Source organism: Mesorhizobium delmotii (genome assembly GCF_900149755.1).
In the GTDB taxonomy this organism is placed as follows: domain Bacteria; phylum Pseudomonadota; class Alphaproteobacteria; order Rhizobiales; family Rhizobiaceae; genus Mesorhizobium; species Mesorhizobium delmotii.
The window spans coordinates 75,548-92,071 of record NZ_FUIG01000081.1; the positions used below are offsets into that span (position 1 = coordinate 75,548).

A 16,524-nucleotide genomic window follows, 5' to 3' on the forward strand; every position below is an offset into this window, starting at 1 on the left:
TCACCGTGCTCCTGCATTTCACGTCATCAGCCTGGGCAGTGCCGCTGCCAGCGCGTCGACGGCAAGGCGGACCTTCAGCGGCAAGTGAGGTGTCTGCAGCCAGAGCGCATAGGCTTCGTAAAGAAATCCCGGCTGGTCCGATAACAGCGGGACAAGTGCGCCGGCCTGAATGCGCTCACGGACCAGCCAGTATGGCAGCCAGGCAAGCCCCATGCCGGCTGCCGCAGTATCGGCGATCGCAGCGAGGTCGTCGAACCGCAACCGGCTGACCGGCATGACTTCCAGCGCAGGCTGGCCGTGGCGCGGGAACAACCACGGTTGAATGACACGGCCCGAACGGCGGTAGATGATGGTCTGGTGGCTGCCGAGATCCTCTATCTGCCGTGGCAACCCATGCATCTCGAGATAGGATGGCGACGCGCAGACGACCATGCGCTGGCGCGCGACGCGACGCGCCATCACGCCGGCCTGATCCTCCAGATTGCCGGTCCGGATGGCAAGATCGCAGCCATCCTCTGCAAGATCGGCGATAGGATCGCTGAACGACAGGTCGAGTTCCAGAGCGGGATATCGCTGCGCAAGCTCCAGCAGGATCGGGGCAACGCAGCGCCGGCCGAAGTGCACGGGCATGATGACGCGCAGCTTTCCGCGTGGTTCGGAAAGTTGATCGGCCGCGAGTGCATCCGCAGCTTCGGCTTCAGCGAGTACCATCCGGCAGCGCTCATAGTAGGCGCGCCCGAAGTCGGTCAGGCTCTGGCGGCGTGTGGTCCGGTTGATGAGGCGCACGCCCAGACGCTCCTCGAGAAACCGGACATGCTTGCCGACCATCGGTCCGGACAGGTCGAGAGCGGCAGCAGTCGCCGCGAACGAGCCGAGATCGACGGTTTTGACGAACACGGCCATGCTCGTAAGGCGATCCATATTCAAAACTCCCAGTTTCTACTGTCTTGCCCAATCAACCATTTATCTGCCGGATGGCCGCTGGCATAGCGTATTCGGTTCAAATATTTTGGAGTTATGACCGCATGGCACGTGTTGTCCGCTTTCATGAGCATGGTGGTCCCGAGGTTCTGCGCATCGAGAATCTCGATATTCCCGCGCTCGGTCAGGGCGAGATTCAGATCCGGGTCAAGGCATTGGGTCTCAACCGGGCCGAGGCGCTGCTGCGTTCGGGCACTTATATCCAGACGCCGCCGTTGCCTTCCGGTCTTGGCCTTGAGGCAGCGGGTGTCGTCGAAGCGGTCGGCGAAGCCGTGCACGGTTTTGCGCCAGGTGACGCCGTCAGCGTCGTGCCGCCATTATCGATGGCCCGCTGGCCCGCCTATGGTGAGATTGCCACATATCCCGCCGAGCTCGTGGTCAAACATCCGCCATCGCTCAGCTGGGAAGAGGCGGCAGCCGGCTGGATGCAATATCTCACCGCCTATGGTGCAATGATCGACATTGCCAAGCTCAGCAGAGACGACTTTGTCGTCATTACCGCAGCATCGAGCAGTGTCGGACTTGCCGCGATCCAGATTGCCAACATCGTTGGTGCGACCGCGATCGCAGTCACGCGGACATCTGCCAAGAGAGAGGCGCTGCTCAAGTTCGGCGCGGCCCATGTCGTCGCTTCAGCGGACGAAGATCTGGAAGCCCGGCTGAGGGGAATCGCCAGTCCGGACAACATCCGAGTGGTGTTCGACGCGGTCGGCGGCCCGATTTTCGCGCCTCTGACGGCGGCGATGGCACGGGGTGGCATTCTCATCGAATATGGCGGCTTGAGCCCCGAGCCGACGCCGTTCCCGCTGTTCGCTGTGCTGGCCAAGACGCTGACGCTGCGCGGCTATCTCGTCCACGAGATCACTGGCGATCCGGTGAAGTTGGAAGCTGCCAAGGCGTTCATCCTCGACGGATTGATGTCAGGTTCGCTAAAGCCGGCAATCGCCAAAACCTTTTCATTCGAGCAGATCGTCGAAGCGCATCGCTTTCTCGAGTCGAACGAGCAATTCGGCAAGATCGTCGTGACGGTTGATTGAGCATTAATGGGAGCCTCATGCTTGCGCGGCCAGCCAGTCCCGCACCTTGCGAGCATGGTCGCTGAGCTCCCGGTTTCTCGACCAGATGACATGAAAGCCCTTGCCGGTCGTCATTGTGTGGTCGGTGACGCGCACGAGCAGTCCCGACGCCAGCAGGCGCTCGGCGAGGTGACCCCAGCCGAGCGCAATGCCTTGCCCTTCCATCACCGCCTGGATCACCAGGGCATAATCGTTGATGCGCAAGCCGCGCCCGGCATCGGTGATGTTGACCCCGGCCGAGTGGAACCACTCGTCCCAGCTTGCGGCCTCGCGAAACGGCTCTTCGAGATGGATGAGCCGGTGTGATGGAAGATCCTCGACGCTTTCCGGCAGCCCGAACCGTGCCACATAGCTCACGCCGGCGACGGGGAATATCTCCTCGTCGGCCAGTGGCAGTGAATGATAGTCCGGCCATTCCCGGGGCTCGCCACCGCGCACAGCGAGCGGGATGCCCTCGGCGATGATGTCGAGATCGCGGTCGGCGGTCTGGATGCGCAGATCAATGCCCGGCAGTTCGTCGCGGAACTGCTGCAGGCGCGGCATCATCCAGAAGGAGCCGAAAGCGGTCGACGCGGCAAGCGTCACATGGCCGCCGGTCGCCTGTAGGCGCAAATCCTCCGCCGATTTGCGGATGTGCGACAGGCCAAGCGAGACGTCGGCGTGAAAGCGGTCACCGGCTTCGGTCAGGCTGACTTGTCGATGGCGACGCTGGAAGAGTTTCGCGCCGAGGTGCTCTTCAAGCCCGCGGATCGCGTAGGACACGGCAGCCTGCGTCATGCCAAGCTCTCGCCCGGCGGCGGTAAAACTCGACAGCCGCCCGGCGGCTTCGAAAACGATCAGGCTGCCGGCGGACGGCAGCAGGTGGCGCAGGCTTCGCATAAGCTGAAATTATACAAGAGATCAGGATTTTCCAGCGTCACAGCTGTATTTTGTCTCGCTAAGTTGACTGGCTCTGGGAGGATGGAGTTGCCATGAACGTACCGGCCGCTGAAGTGACCGAACACGCCAACCGTCGAGCGGGTGGCCGCCTGGGGCGCAAGGCGCTGCGGGGAACGCCCATAGCGTCGTTTCCGACCCTGGTCCGTAAGATTCCGGTATATCAGATGGTCCCGGACGAGGCGGTGGAACTGATCCACCAGGAGTCGCTCAGCATCCTGGAAGAGGTGGGATGCGAGTTCCGCGACGACGAGGCCATTGCAATGTGGAAGGCCGCGGGAGCCGATGTCTCAGACACAAGAGTCCGCATCGATCGCGCCCTCCTGATGGAGCTCGTATCGAAGGTCCCTTCGGAGTTTACGCTCAATGCGAGGAATCCGCAGCGGTCGGTGCGCGTGGGCGGAGACAACTCCATCTTCGTGCCGATGTATGGCGCGCCTTACGTGCGCGACCTCGACAACGTCAGGCGCTATGGCACGCTCGCCGACCTGCAGAATTTCCACAAGCTCGCCTACATGGCCCCAGCGCTGCACTCGTCGAGCTCGATCATCTGCGAGCCGATGGAAATCCCGGTCCCGAAGCGTCACCTCCACATCATCCATTCAGCGCTGAAGCATTCCGACAAGCCGTTCATGGGCATCGTGACGTCCAGGGATCGAGCCGAAGACACGATGGCGATGGCAGGCATCGTTTTCGGCGAGGACTATGTCCGTGACAACCCTGTCCTGGTGGCGATCACCAACTGCAATTCGCCGCTCGTGTGGGATGCCACCATGTTGGACGCGATGAAGGTCTATGCGCGCCACAACCAGCCACTGATCCTTGCGCCCTTCGCTCTCTGCGGCGCCTCGACTTCCGCCTCTGCCGTGGGAGCGGTCGCTCAGGTCAATGCGGAAGCGCTGGCGGGCGTCGCGTTCACACAGCTGCTGCGTCCGGGTTCGCCGCAGATCTACGGACAGTTCATGGTCACGGTGGACATGAAGACCGGCGCGCCGATGGGCGGCACGCCTGAGGCGGCCCAGATGATGTATCTGATGGGGGCGCTGGCGCGGAAATACCGGCTGCCGTGGCGCACGTCGGGCTTCCATGTCGGATCGAAGCTGAATGACGCCCAGGCGGGCTACGAGGCGAACATGCTGATGCATGCCGCCATCCTTGCCGGCGCCAACTACATCTGGCACTCCGCCGGATGGCTCGAGGCCGGCCTGACCTGCGGCTATTCAAAATTCGCGACGGACTGCGAACAGCTTGTTGGCTGGTACAAATATGCAGGCGGGCTTCCGTTCGACGATTTCAAGGAAGCGATGGCGGCGATCCGCGAGGTGGGGCCGCAGGGCCACTTCCTCGGCACCCAGCACACGCTTGAACATTTCGAGTCCGCCTTCTTCATGCCGAGCATCATGGACTTCAATTCGTACGAACAGTGGAAGGCCGAAGGGGCAAAGGACCACGACACGCGCGGCCGCGAGAAAGCGCGCAACATGCTGGCGGACTATGAGGAGCCGAAGCTCGATGAGGGCATCGCCGATGGTCTCGAAGATTTGATCGCGCTGCGCGAGGAGAAGCTGCCCGACAGCGTTAGTTAATAGGACAGGCGAAGACCTGACGGGAACCAGACGGGAGGAAAAAATGGCACTCTTCAGAAGCAGCGGTGATCGCGTGCCGAATGCGATCGAGGCGATGGCGGCAGAGACGCGTGCAGGTCGGATGGACCGGCGCGAGTTTCTGGCGCTGGCGAGCGCCTTCGGGGCATCGACTGCCCTTGCCTACGGCATGATCGGCCTTGCCGTGCCCGAACAGGCTTTGGCCGAAGAGCCGAAGAAAGGCGGAACGCTGCACGTGTCGATGTCGGTGAAGGCGCAGAAGGATCCGCGCACTTACGACTGGGTGGAGATGGCAAACATCACCCGCACCTGGCTCGAACCGCTTGTCCGCTATACGCGCGAATTCACATTCGAGCCGGTTTTGCTCGAGAGCTGGGACGTCAACGACGACGCCACCGAATACGTGCTGCATGTGCGCAAGGGCATCACCTGGAACAACGGCGATGCTTTCAACGCCGATGATGTTGTCTACAATCTGACGCGCTGGTGCGAGAAGGATGCCGCCGGCAATTCAATGGCCGCGCGCGTCGGTGCGCTGATCGACACAAAGACCGGCAAGGCCAGGGAGGGAGCGATCACCAAGGTTGATGACAATACGGTCAAGTTGAAGCTGAACGAACCGGATATTTCGCTGATCCCGAATTTCACCGACTATCCGGCGCTCGTCGTCCATCGCAAATTCGACGCCGACGGCGCCGATCCGATCGCCAAGCCGATTGGCACCGGGCCTTTCGAACTTGTGTCTTATTCGGTCGGCGAGAAAGCGGTCGTCAAGCGTCGTGAGAATGGCAAGTGGTGGGGCGGTGAAGCGCCGCTCGACAGTGTCGAATTCATCGACTACGGCACCGACTTCAATGCTTCGGTGAATGCCTTCGAATCGGGCGAAATCGACGTCAATTTCGAGACACCCGCCGACTTCATCGACATCCTCGACCAGATGGATCTGGTGAAATCGGAGGTCGCGACAGCGACGACGCTCGTTGCCCGGACCAACATCACGCACAAACCTTATGACGACCAAAAGGTCCGCAACGCGCTGCAGATGGCCGTCGACAACAATGCGGTGCTCGAACTTGGCTACGCCGGGCGGGGCACCCCAGGTGAAAACCACCATGTCAGCCCGATCCATCCGGAATATTTTCCGCTGCCTAAGAAGACACGCGACGCGGCGGGCGCCAAGGCGCTGATGGCCGAGGCCGGACAGGCCGATTTCGAGCATGAACTGATCACCGTCGAGGACGATTGGCAAAGGAACACCGGCGACGCGATTGCCGGGCAGCTGCGCGATGCCGGGATCAAGGTGAAGCGCACGGTGCTGCCGGGGTCGACCTTCTGGAACGACTGGACGAAATATCCCTATTCCATGACCATCTGGTACATGCGCCCGCTCGGCGTTCAGGTGTTGGCGCTCGGCTATCGCACCGGCGAGGCCTGGAATGAGACGGCGTATTCGAATCCCGATTTCGACGCCAAGCTCAAGCAGGCTCTCTCGCTGATCGAGGTGGAGAAGCGCCGCGAGGTCATGAAGGACGTCGAGCAGATCCTGCAGGATTCGGGCGTCATCATTCAGCCGTTCTGGCAGAAGCTGTACAGCCACATGAACAAGAAGGTGAAGAATTACGCTGTCCACCAGACTTTCGAGATGGATCTCCAGAACGTCTGGCTGGACGCCTGAGTGAACGCCCAAGGGCGCCTGAGTTAACGCCCAAAGGGATTTCATGGGCTGCAAAAAAGCCGGGATGCAGGATTCGTGGTATTGAACGGTTCCCACCACGAAAGCCTGGAGATTATCGGATGAGACTGACTGTGCTTGCCGCCGCCCTCTCGATCGCAGCGCCTGCGGCCGCCCTGGCCGGGCCGGCATCCAACGCGGTGAAGTTCTTCTACATGCCCGAGGTCAAGTTCGAGGCCGACGCGAAATACCGCGACCGTTTCACCGAGCCGGTGACCAAGCTGTTCGACCTCAACGACCAGGCGCAGAAGAACAAGCCGGATGAGGTGCCTTGCATCGACTTCGCCCCCGGTCTCGACGCGCAGGACTATGATGAGAAGACAGTCGCCAAGACGCTGAAGCTGTCTGAAGCGGTGGATGGCGACAGCGCCAGCGTAACAGTGACGCTCAACCTTTTCCCGGAAGGCGATGACTCCAAACGTGAAATGGTCTGGTCGCTGAAGAAGATCGACGGCAAATGGAAGATCGCCGACATTACCTCGAAGACCAGCGGCTGGACGCTGAGTGCGCTCGAATGCCTGGCCGGTCAGACTCCGGAGTGATGCCATGGCCCGCGCCCTGGCCCTGGCGACTATGTGCCTGCTGGCGGCGGGGTTGAGCAGCACCGCCGCTCAAGGCCTGATCGGCGCGCCGCCCGCAAATGCGCCGGCCGCGTCCCTGCCGACTGATGGGACCCCGGCCGCCCCGGTGCAGCCGGGCTCGCCAACGGCGGTGGTGAAACCGTTCTACGAGCATGTCGGGCTTGAGCTCGATCCGGCAGAGCGTAGTCACTTCGCCGATCCCGCGAAGTCGGTACTCGACAAGAGCGATGCGCTGCGGAAATCAGGGCAGGGCGAGTGTCTCGATCCCAACATGGCGCTCGACAATGCGGCGTATGACAGGGCCGAGATCGACAAGAGCCTGAAGACTATTGAAGCGGTCAAGGGCGATGAGGCCAAGGTCATCGTCGCCTTTATCGTCGCCGGCAATCCGCACCGGCTGGAGTGGAAATTCAGGAAGGTCGACGGCGATTGGAAGATCACGGACCTTCTGTCGGTGACCGGCGAATGGGCGCTCAGTCAGTACCAGTGCGAGTGAGAACCGATGAAGATCACCAACATCCGCGTTACCCATGTCAACGTTCCGCTAGATGCCCCCTTCTGGTGGACGGCTGGTCTCTATAGCGGCGCCTCAAAATCGATCATCGAGGTCGAGACGGACGAAGGCGTGGTCGGACTGGGCGAGGCGCCGTGGTGGCATTTCGGCGAGGTGATCAAGGCCGAGATCGCGCCGGCGCTGATCGGCGCCGATCCGCTCGACATCGCCGACTGCGAGGCGCGCTGCGTGCCGCCCTGGCAGATCACCGCCAACACCGGCGAGAATGCCGCCTCGGTGGCGTTCGGCGCCGTCGAACTGGCGCTGTGGGACATCAGAGGCAAGGTCTTCGGCATGCCGCTCTACAAAGTCCTCGGCGGCGCCGTGCGCAAGGACATTCCGTTTTCGGAATATTTCTCGTTTCGCGCCGCGCAGGGCGGAACGGGTGGCGAGATGACGTCCGAAGCGATCGTCGACTACTGCCTAAAGATGCGCGAGGAGCATGGCTCGACCATCTTCGAGGGCAAGCTGATCATGGGCGATCCCGAACTCGAGATCAGGACCGTGCGCATGCTGCGCGAGGCGCTTGGCGACAAGGCGCAGATCAGACTCGATTCCAACATGCAGTGGTCGCTGACCACCGCGCGCTGGGTGCTGCGCGAGATCGAGCCGTTCAACATCCGCAATTACGAGGATCCGGTCGCGACCTTCGAGGAAATGGCGGCGCTGCGCCAGCATTCCCGCATTCCGTTTTCCACGCACATTCCGGATCTCAGACGAGCGGTCGCGCTCGGTGCGCCGGATTACTTCGTCTGCAATTTCGCAGCACTCGGCGGACTGTCGAAAACTCTGAAATTCATCGCCGCCTGCGAGGCAATGGGCAAGGGGTTCTGGTGTTACTCGAACGATCTCGGCATCATGACATCGGCCTATCTGCACGTCGTCGCGGCGACGCCATGGGTCACGGAAGCGTCGCAATCGCTGTTTCGCTGGCAAATCGGCGACGTCATCAAGGACGGTCCGTTCCGGCAGACCGGCAACACGGTGCGTGTGCCGGAGGGCAACGGACTTGGCGTCGAACTTGACCCCGCCGCAATTAAACGCTGGGCGGGGCACTTCGCCGAACACGGGCCGATGGGCCATTTCAGCGACCCGAACAATCCCGGACGCTACCGGCGGCTGCCGCTCAACTGATGCAACGTGCGTTCCTTAGAAACTCAGGCTCACCCGCGCCCGCGATAGGGCGCAACACCGGTGTCGGGCAGCCATGCGCCTTCCGGCGGCGCGCCGGTCTGCCAGAACACGTCGATCGGAATGCCGCCGCGCGGATACCAATAGCCGCCTATGCGCAACCACAGTGGTTTGGTCGCGGCGATGATGCGGCGGCCGATCATGACGGTGCACTCTTCATGGAAGGCGCCATGGTTGCGAAACGAGGTCATGAACAGCTTGAGCGACTTCGATTCCACCAGCAGCGTATCGGGTGCATAGTCGATGACGATATGGGCGAAATCCGGCTGGCCGGTGACCGGGCAGAGCGAGGTGAATTCCGGGCAGGTGAAGCGAACGATGGCCGGCGGCCCGTCGCCGCGCGAAAACGGCACGGTTTCCAGGACTGCCGCTTCAGGGCTCTGTGGCGCCTCGACGTTGGTGCCGAGTTGGGTAAGGTTTTTCGTATCGGTCATGGGCGGATTCCTTGCTGCACGTCGCCCAAACTGCGCAGCGGTGTAGGGACAACGAGCATAAAAACAAAAATTTGCCGCTCTTTAGCACAATTTGAAACAGCAGGAAGACGATGACCACCAACGATCCGCTTCTCCAGCCCTATCAGCTCAAACATCTGACGCTGAAGAACCGGGTCATGTCGACCAGTCACGAGCCGGCCTATTCCGAGGACGGCATGCCGAAGGAGCGCTACCGGCTCTACCACGCCGAAAAGGCCAAAGGCGGCATGGCGCTGACCATGACAGCCGGCTCGGCGATCGTCTCGCGCGACAGCCCTGCCGCCTTTGGCAATCTGCATGTCTATGACGACCACATCGTGCCCTGGCTCACCGAGCTCGCCGATGCCTGCCACGAGCATGACTGCAAGGTGATGATCCAGATCACCCATCTCGGCCGCCGCACCGGCTGGAACAAGGCCGACTGGCTGCCGGTGCTATCCGCCTCGCCGGTGCGCGAGCCGGCACACCGCGCCTTCCCCAAGACAATCGAGGACTGGGATATCGAGCGCATCGTCGCCGACTACGCCGCCGCCGCGCAGCGCTGCCAGGCCGCCGGCCTCGACGGGATCGAGTTCGAGGCCTATGGCCACCTGATGGACGGCTTCTGGTCGCCCGCCACCAACCAGCGCGACGACGATTTCGGCGGCTCGCTCGACAACCGCTTGCGGTTCACCGGCATGGTGCTTGACGCCGTGCGGGCGGCGGTCGGCGAAAAGTTTGTCGTCGGCATCCGCATGGTCGCCGACGAGGACTTCGAAAAAGGCTTGTCGAAACAGGAAGGCGTCGAGATCGCCAGGCGGCTGGCCGGCTCCGGCAAGGTCGACTTCCTCAATATCATCCGTGGCTCGATTGAAACCGATGCCGCGCTGACCAAGGTCATCCCGGTGACCGGCATGCGGTCGTCGCCGCATCTCGACTTCGCCGGCGAGGTGAGGGCGGCGACGAAATTCCCGACCTTCCATGCGGCGCGGATTGCCGATGTCGCCACCGCGCGTCACGCCATCGCCACCGGCAAGCTCGACATGGTCGGCATGACCCGCGCCCACATGGCCGATCCACATATCATCCGGAAGGTGATGGAGGGCCGCGAGCACGAAATCCGCCCTTGCGTCGGCGCCACTTACTGCCTCGACCGCATCTATGAGGGCGGCGAGGCGCTGTGCATCCACAATGCGGCAACCGGCCGCGAGGCTGATATTCCGCACATCATCTCGAGAACCGAGGGACCGAAGCGAAACGTGGTCGTTGTCGGCGCTGGGGCCGGCGGTCTGGAGGCGGCGCGTGTCGCGGCCGAGCGCGGTCACAAGGTGACGGTGCTGGAAGCATCAAGCCAGGCCGGCGGCCAGGTGCGGCTGGCGACGCAAAACCCGCGCCGCAAGGAACTGATCGGCATTATCGACTGGCGGCTGGCCGAGCTCGGCCGGCTCGGCGTCGAGATCCGCTATGACACCTGGGCGGAGAAGGACGATGTTCTGGCGCTGTCGCCCGACGTGGTGGTTGTCGCCACCGGCGGCCTGCCGCAGAACCCGCCGCTGGCGGCGGGCGACAATCTCGTCACTTCGAGCTGGGATATCATGGCCGGCAGCATCAAGCCGGCCGAAAACGTGCTGCTCTATGACGACAATGGCGGCCATCAGGGCATGGGTGCGGCCGAACTGATCGCCAATAGCGGTGCAAAGCTTGAGCTGGTTTCGCCCGAACGCTTCTTCGCCCCGGAGATGGGCGGCATGAACCACGTGCCCTATATGCGCGCCTTCCAGGAAAAGGGCGTCACCATCACCATCAACACGCGGCTGCGTTCGGTGCGGCGCGAGGGCAATCAACTGGTTGCGGAGCTCAGCTCCGACTTCGCTGACGGCTGGCGCGGCGAGCGGTGGGTGGATCAGGTGGTGGTCGAGCACGGCACGCTGCCGCTCGATGATCTCTATCTCGCACTGAAACCGCTGTCGAAGAACGGAGGCGCGGTCGATTACGAGCGGCTGGTCAATGGCGGCGACATTTTTCCGGCGCGCAATCCGCAAGGCGGTTTCGTGCTTTTCCGCATCGGCGATGCGGTAGCCTCTCGCAACATCCACGCAGCAGTCTATGACGGCATCAGGTTCGGATTGCGGATCTGAAGATCACTACGGATTGATTGGTGGCGCGCAGCCGAACCTCCGCACGGAGAGCCATCAGGCACGTCGGTCCGATCTGCGCGCCGCGCACGCTGTCGGCTTGCCGCCAGACACCGTACGATCTCTTGAACCATGATTGCGGCAGGCCCCACTCAGAACATCCTGGCGGTAGCCATACAAAGTATGGTGATGACAAGCAGCCCACCAGCGATGCGTTCGCCCCTTGTCATTTTCGCGCGCAACTGCATTTCCGTCGCCGCGTCAGTGCCGGCAAGCCGCCTGCTGGCAGAGCCGACCAGCGCGCCCTGAACGCCGGCGGCAATCAGGGCCGTCGCGATACCCAGGGCCAGAACGATTTCCATCGAACCGAAATAACCGCTGTGGAAGAAATACCAGAGCAGTATGCCGGTCAGGAAGACCATGCCGGCCGCTCCCATTTGCGGCCTGAAAAACCGTTCGATCCGAATCTCCGGATCGCGGGCGACAGCGATGGTCGTTCCAGCCCAGAACACACCGGCCATGACGTGAAGGCCGAGGACGATGATGTAGACATATTGCATGACCGCATTTCCTCCTTTCCCCACCGCTCCCGCTCCCATAGGATTAGATATCGAATGATTAGATGTCAATGTAAAGTCAAGGGCCGGTTCCATCGGCATTTCCCTTGCTCTAGTGTCGGATCATGACGCTTTTTGACCGCCCGTCAGTCGGGATGAATCTCGCCCGCACCGCAAAGCTTGTCGCACAGGCCTTCGACGCCGCCTTGGTCGAGGCTGGCGGCACGCTGCCGGTCTGGGTCACTCTGTTGTCGATCAAGTCGCGCGAGCTGGCCAACCAACGCGAGCTCGCCGGCATGATCGGAATCCAAGGCGCGACGCTGACCCACCATCTGAACGCGATGGAGACGCAAGGCCTGCTGACCCGGCGCCGCGATCCGGAAAACCGCCGCGTCCATCAGGTTGAACTGACCGAAGCGGGAGAGGCGCTGTTCCTGAAATTGCGCACGGCAGCCCTCGCCTTCGACAAGCGGCTGCGGACCGGGCTGTCCGACGACAGGCTGGCGGAGTTCGCGGAGGTCCTGGCGGCGCTGCGGGCAAATGTCGATTGATCCCAACTGCCGAACGCATTGTTTCAGTGGCCCAAGGAAAGAGGGTTCTTCCCTTCGATTTGCGCCGCACATGCCGCCGGGGCCATCCTTGATCGGGCAAGGGCGCATCGGCCAGGGTTCGAAGACATAGCGATCGCAGCGACGGCCGAGGTCCACGGTTTGACGATACTGACCGACAACGAGCGTCATTTTGCACCGCTCGGGGTGCCGATGCTCAATCCGCTGAAGAATTTGCCGCCATTGCGACAGTCGGCGGCACCTTAGCCGGACTCACCCGTCAGGCCGCCATTCCAAGGCGGCATGTCAAAGTTGGCGCCTTACACCCGGCTTCCCCGCAGCAGCGTTAGCCTGGCTTTCTTCGGCGCCCGCGCGACCAGCCATTCGCGTGCCGTGTCCTGCGGCATCGGGAAGGCGATGGAGTAGCCCTGAACCTGGTCGCAGCCGATCGCCATCAGCGAATCGAGCTCGGCCTCGGTTTCGGCGCCCTCGGCGACGATCGAGATGCCGAGGCCGCGGGCGAGTTCGGTGATGGCCCGCACGATCTTGGTGTTGTCGTCGTTCTCATTGATATTTTGGACGAAGCGTCGATCGATCTTCAGCCGGTCGATCTCGTTCGGGTTGACGTGGCTGAGCGACGCGTAGCCGGTGCCGAAATCGTCGAGTTCGAGATGAACACCGGCGGCGCGGATGTGCCGCAGCTTTGCCGCTATGCCGGTCTTCTCGTCGTCGAGAATGACGGATTCGACGATTTCCAGCGAAAGCTTTTGTGGCGGCAGGCCAGTTTTTTCCAGCACGCCGAAGAGGAAGGCGTCGAAATCGGGCTCACGCAGTTCGGAGCCGGACACGTTGACGGCGAGCCGTCCAAAGGCAACACCGGCGCGGCTCCACTCGGCCGCCTCGCTGATTGCTTTGGCGATGACGATGCGGCCGATCTCCGGCATGAGTCCGCATTTTTCGGCGACGGGAATGAATTCGCCCGGTGCGATCATGCCGCGCTCGGCATGCTTCCAGCGAACCAGCGCCTCGATGCCGCCGACCGTACCGTTCGACAACGAAACCTGCGGCTGGAAATAGACCTGGAACGCCTTCTCCGCGATCGCGACCCTAATGTCATGCTCGAGCTGCTTGCGGAAATCGAGTTCATGCCGCAACTCCTCGGAGAAGAATGAGAGGCTGCCGCCACTCTGCTTCTTGGCGGAGTGGAGCGCGAGGTCGGCATGGACGAGCAGATCTTGCGCATTGTCGGCGTCGACCGGATAGACGGCGACGCCGGCGCTGGCGCCCGGAAGGATGGTCGTGCCCCGAAAGACGATCGGTTCGTTGATCTGCGTCAGGACGCGCCTGGCGACCATGTTGATGTCCTCGGTGCCGCCGGCACCATTGAGGATCATTACGAACTCATCGCTGCCGAGACGCACGCAGAGATCCGACGCCCGGCAGGAATCGCGCATGCGCTGCGCCGTCACCACCAGCACATAGTCGCCGGCGGCGTGGCCAAGCGTGTCGTTGATCTGCTTGAACCGGTCGAGGTCGAGGTGGACCGCCGCAAGCCGCTCTCGCCGGCGCTGTGCCCCCTTGATCAGCGTATCGAAATGGTCGGTCAGGAAGGTGCGGTTGTGCAGGCCGGTAAGGCCGTCATGCACGGCGATGAAGGCCATGGAATTGCGGGCATCGATCAGTTCATGCGTCTTGCGCAAAATGGCGTTCGACATCGGTCTGAAGATGAAAAGTGCCACCAGCACGATGACGCCGATGGTGGTGTAGAACAGCGTTCGATGGAGATCGAGAAGTGTTTCCGATCGCGCATCGGCATGGGCGCTGATGCGCTGGCCGAGTGCCGCATAGCCCGACAGGGTCGCATTGGCGATGGAAGCGTCGAGGTTAACGCGTTCGCCGCCGCCCTTGTAGCCGCCATTATCGGCCATACCGAGTCGTGATTCAAACGCCGAAACCAGGCGTTGGCCGTTGGCGATAAGCCCGACCGAGAAGTAATCGAGATGAAACGGCTTGGCGAAAAGCACGCTCTCGACTGATTTTGGATCGAACCTTGCCGATGACGCCGGGTCGGCGACGACCCGCTCGAGCAGAAGGTCGTAGTTCCTCTCGAACTCCGCAGTGGCCTGTTTGAATGCGGTGACCAGAGCCGGTTGTTGGTTGCGCGAAGCAGCACCTGCAGCGTTGGCAAGGAAGACAATGCGTTGCGACAGCGTCTTTTGCATGCCGACTATATCGAGCAGCGTATCGTCGTGCCGCTGGGCAGCCATCATCTGCTGGAGAAGGATGAAGGAGGCCACCACCATGGCTGCAATGATCAGCAGCGCCAGCCAATAGCCGGCCTTGATCAACAGTATCAGCCTGCCCGAAATGGTTTGCGCCGGTTGCTGCGACATTTTCTGGGGCGGTCCCTCTCGCCGACAGATTGTTTAGGTGTGAGAACCATTGGCTTGAAAGTGTTAACAGCTCTGGAAGTCGACAGAGCGGCGATAGCGACAGCGGTGGAAAGCTCGCGAAATGGTTATCGCGTTCTTTCGCGCCGCAGCTGCATTTGAATATCCGCCATTTGGCGTCATTCTGGGGCGGCATTCTGGCCACCGGCCGTCGCGTCACCGAAGCGGTCGCTTTTGCGGTGGATTTTTCGCCCGCGCGGGGCGACAGTCCATTCAAATCTCAACAGGGCCTGATCATGAGCGCGGCATTCCTCTCCCATATCGACAGCGAACTTCAAGGGCTGAAATCGGCCGGCCTCTACAAATCCGAGCGGGTGATCACCTCGACGCAGTCGGCAGAGATCGAGGTGGGCGGCGAAAAGGTGCTGAATTTCTGCGCCAACAACTATCTCGGGCTCGCAGACAGCGCCGAATTGCGCGACGCGGCCAAGCAGGCGCTTGACCGCTACGGGTACGGCATGGCGTCGGTGCGTTTCATCTGCGGCACGCAGGAAGAGCACAAGCAGCTCGAGGCAAAGATATCGAGCTTCCTCGGTATGGAGGACACAATCCTCTACGGTTCCTGTTTCGATGCCAACGGCGGCCTGTTCGAGACGCTGCTTTCCGAGGAGGACGCGGTCATTTCCGACGCGCTGAACCACGCCTCGATCATCGACGGAGTCAGGCTCTCCAAAGCAAAACGCTTTCGCTATGCCAACAACGACATGGCGGCGCTCGAGGAGGAATTGAAGAAGGCCGAAGGCAGCCGCTTCAAGCTGATCGCCACCGACGGGGTTTTTTCCATGGACGGCATCATCGCCAATCTCCAGGGCGTCTGCGACCTCGCGGAAAAATACGATGCCATGGTGATGGTCGACGACAGCCACGCCGTCGGTTTCGTCGGCGAGCACGGCCGCGGCACGCCGGAATATTGCGGCGTCGAGGGCCGGGTCCATATACTCACCGGCACGCTCGGCAAGGCGCTGGGGGGTGCCTCGGGTGGCTACACGGCGGCGAGCAGCCCGGTGGTCGAATGGCTGCGCCAGCGCTCGCGTCCCTATCTATTTTCCAACACGCTGATGCCTGCGATCGCCGGGGCCTCGCTGAAGGTGCTGGATATGATCGAGCAGGGCGGCGGCTTGCGTCGCCGGCTCTACGACAACGCCTCGCGCTTCCGCGCCAACATGGAAAAAGCGGGCTTCACGCTGGCCGGAGCCGACCACCCGATCATTCCTGTGATGATCGGCGATGCCGCGCTGGCTTCGCAAATGGCCGACATGCTGCTTGAGCGCGGCATCTACGTGATCGGCTTTTCCTTCCCCGTCGTGCCCAAGGGCCAGGCCCGCATCAGGACGCAGATGTCGGCCGCCCATTCGGCCGCCGATATCGACCGGGCAGTGGCTGCGTTCGGTGAGGTGGGTCGCGAACTTGGAGTGATTGGCTGATGTCCAACATGATGCGCGCACTCGTTAAATCTCGCGCCGAGCCGGGCATCTGGATGGAAGAAGTGCCGGTGCCGGAAATCGGCCCCAACGACGTTCTGATCAAGATCAAGAAGACCGCGATCTGCGGTACCGACGTCCACATCTACAATTGGGACCAGTGGGCGCAAAAGACCGTGCCGGTGCCGATGGTGACCGGCCACGAATTCGTCGGCACGGTCGCCGACTTCGGCGCGGCGGTCACCGAATACAAGATCGGCCAGCGTGTTTCGGGCGAAGGCCACATCGTCTGCGGCCATTGCCGCAA

General features: G+C 62.0%; 15 protein-coding genes. 10 read left to right on the forward strand and 5 right to left on the reverse strand.

The window, feature by feature from the left end:
* Positions 1–18: 18 nt before the first annotated feature.
* A complete protein-coding gene (locus BQ8482_RS34290) occupies positions 19–921 on the reverse strand; it encodes a LysR family transcriptional regulator (RefSeq protein ID WP_123151594.1) in 903 nt (300 codons plus the stop codon).
* A 104-nt stretch (positions 922–1,025) separates the two neighbouring features.
* Here BQ8482_RS34290 and BQ8482_RS34295 point away from each other — a divergent pair, with 104 nt between their 5' ends.
* Positions 1,026–2,018, forward strand: coding sequence for a zinc-dependent alcohol dehydrogenase family protein (locus BQ8482_RS34295; protein WP_123151595.1), 993 nt, complete (start codon positions 1,026–1,028; stop codon positions 2,016–2,018).
* Positions 2,019–2,033: 15 nt separating this feature from the next.
* On the opposite strand, the gene BQ8482_RS34300 is transcribed toward BQ8482_RS34295, so the two are convergent.
* Positions 2,034–2,936, reverse strand: coding sequence for a LysR substrate-binding domain-containing protein (locus BQ8482_RS34300; RefSeq protein ID WP_123151596.1), 903 nt, complete (start codon positions 2,934–2,936; stop codon positions 2,034–2,036).
* A gap of 92 nt (positions 2,937–3,028) precedes the next feature.
* Between BQ8482_RS34300 and BQ8482_RS34305 the strand changes: the two genes are divergently transcribed.
* From BQ8482_RS34305 to BQ8482_RS34325, 5 genes are all read left to right on the forward strand, one after another.
* The gene (locus BQ8482_RS34305) at positions 3,029–4,579 is read left to right on the forward strand and encodes a trimethylamine methyltransferase family protein (RefSeq protein WP_123151597.1); all 1,551 of its coding nucleotides are present in this window, start codon (positions 3,029–3,031) and stop codon (positions 4,577–4,579) included.
* A 43-nt stretch (positions 4,580–4,622) separates the two neighbouring features.
* The gene (locus BQ8482_RS34310) at positions 4,623–6,272 is read left to right on the forward strand and encodes an ABC transporter substrate-binding protein (protein ID WP_123151598.1); all 1,650 of its coding nucleotides are present in this window, start codon (positions 4,623–4,625) and stop codon (positions 6,270–6,272) included.
* 119 nt (positions 6,273–6,391) lie between these two features.
* Positions 6,392–6,871 carry a DUF3828 domain-containing protein gene (locus BQ8482_RS34315; protein WP_123151599.1) on the forward strand — a complete coding sequence of 160 codons (480 nt, stop codon included), beginning with the start codon at positions 6,392–6,394 and terminating at the stop codon, positions 6,869–6,871.
* Positions 6,872–6,875: 4 nt separating this feature from the next.
* A complete protein-coding gene (locus BQ8482_RS34320; protein WP_123151600.1) occupies positions 6,876–7,406 on the forward strand; it encodes a hypothetical protein in 531 nt (176 codons plus the stop codon).
* Between the two features lie 6 nt (positions 7,407–7,412).
* On the forward strand, positions 7,413–8,597 hold the full coding sequence (locus BQ8482_RS34325) for a mandelate racemase/muconate lactonizing enzyme family protein (protein WP_123151601.1): 1,185 nt from the start codon (positions 7,413–7,415) through the stop codon (positions 8,595–8,597).
* Positions 8,598–8,626: 29 nt separating this feature from the next.
* Here the strand turns inward: BQ8482_RS34325 and queF are convergent, their stop codons facing one another.
* Positions 8,627–9,088, reverse strand: a complete 462-nt coding sequence (gene queF / locus BQ8482_RS34330) for a preQ(1) synthase (RefSeq protein ID WP_123151602.1) — start codon at positions 9,086–9,088, stop codon at positions 8,627–8,629.
* Positions 9,089–9,198: 110 nt separating this feature from the next.
* Here queF and BQ8482_RS34335 point away from each other — a divergent pair, with 110 nt between their 5' ends.
* Entirely contained in the window at positions 9,199–11,244 is a 2,046-nt protein-coding gene (locus tag BQ8482_RS34335; protein WP_123151603.1) for an oxidoreductase, read from the forward strand.
* A gap of 149 nt (positions 11,245–11,393) precedes the next feature.
* Here the strand turns inward: BQ8482_RS34335 and BQ8482_RS34340 are convergent, their stop codons facing one another.
* Positions 11,394–11,801, reverse strand: coding sequence for a hypothetical protein (locus BQ8482_RS34340; protein WP_123151604.1), 408 nt, complete (start codon positions 11,799–11,801; stop codon positions 11,394–11,396).
* A 122-nt stretch (positions 11,802–11,923) separates the two neighbouring features.
* On the opposite strand from BQ8482_RS34340, the gene BQ8482_RS34345 reads away from it, so the two are divergent.
* A complete protein-coding gene (locus tag BQ8482_RS34345) occupies positions 11,924–12,349 on the forward strand; it encodes a MarR family winged helix-turn-helix transcriptional regulator (protein ID WP_123151605.1) in 426 nt (141 codons plus the stop codon).
* Between the two features lie 317 nt (positions 12,350–12,666).
* Here the strand turns inward: BQ8482_RS34345 and BQ8482_RS34355 are convergent, their stop codons facing one another.
* A complete protein-coding gene (locus tag BQ8482_RS34355; protein ID WP_123151606.1) occupies positions 12,667–14,739 on the reverse strand; it encodes a putative bifunctional diguanylate cyclase/phosphodiesterase in 2,073 nt (690 codons plus the stop codon).
* A gap of 293 nt (positions 14,740–15,032) precedes the next feature.
* Here BQ8482_RS34355 and BQ8482_RS34360 point away from each other — a divergent pair, with 293 nt between their 5' ends.
* Together BQ8482_RS34360 and BQ8482_RS34365 are read left to right on the forward strand one after the other, a co-directional pair.
* On the forward strand, positions 15,033–16,220 hold the full coding sequence (locus tag BQ8482_RS34360; protein ID WP_123151621.1) for a glycine C-acetyltransferase: 1,188 nt from the start codon (positions 15,033–15,035) through the stop codon (positions 16,218–16,220).
* A partial coding sequence (locus BQ8482_RS34365; protein WP_165848827.1) for an alcohol dehydrogenase catalytic domain-containing protein occupies positions 16,220–16,524 on the forward strand: 305 nt, incomplete at its 3' end. The genes BQ8482_RS34360 and BQ8482_RS34365, both read left to right, overlap by 1 nt.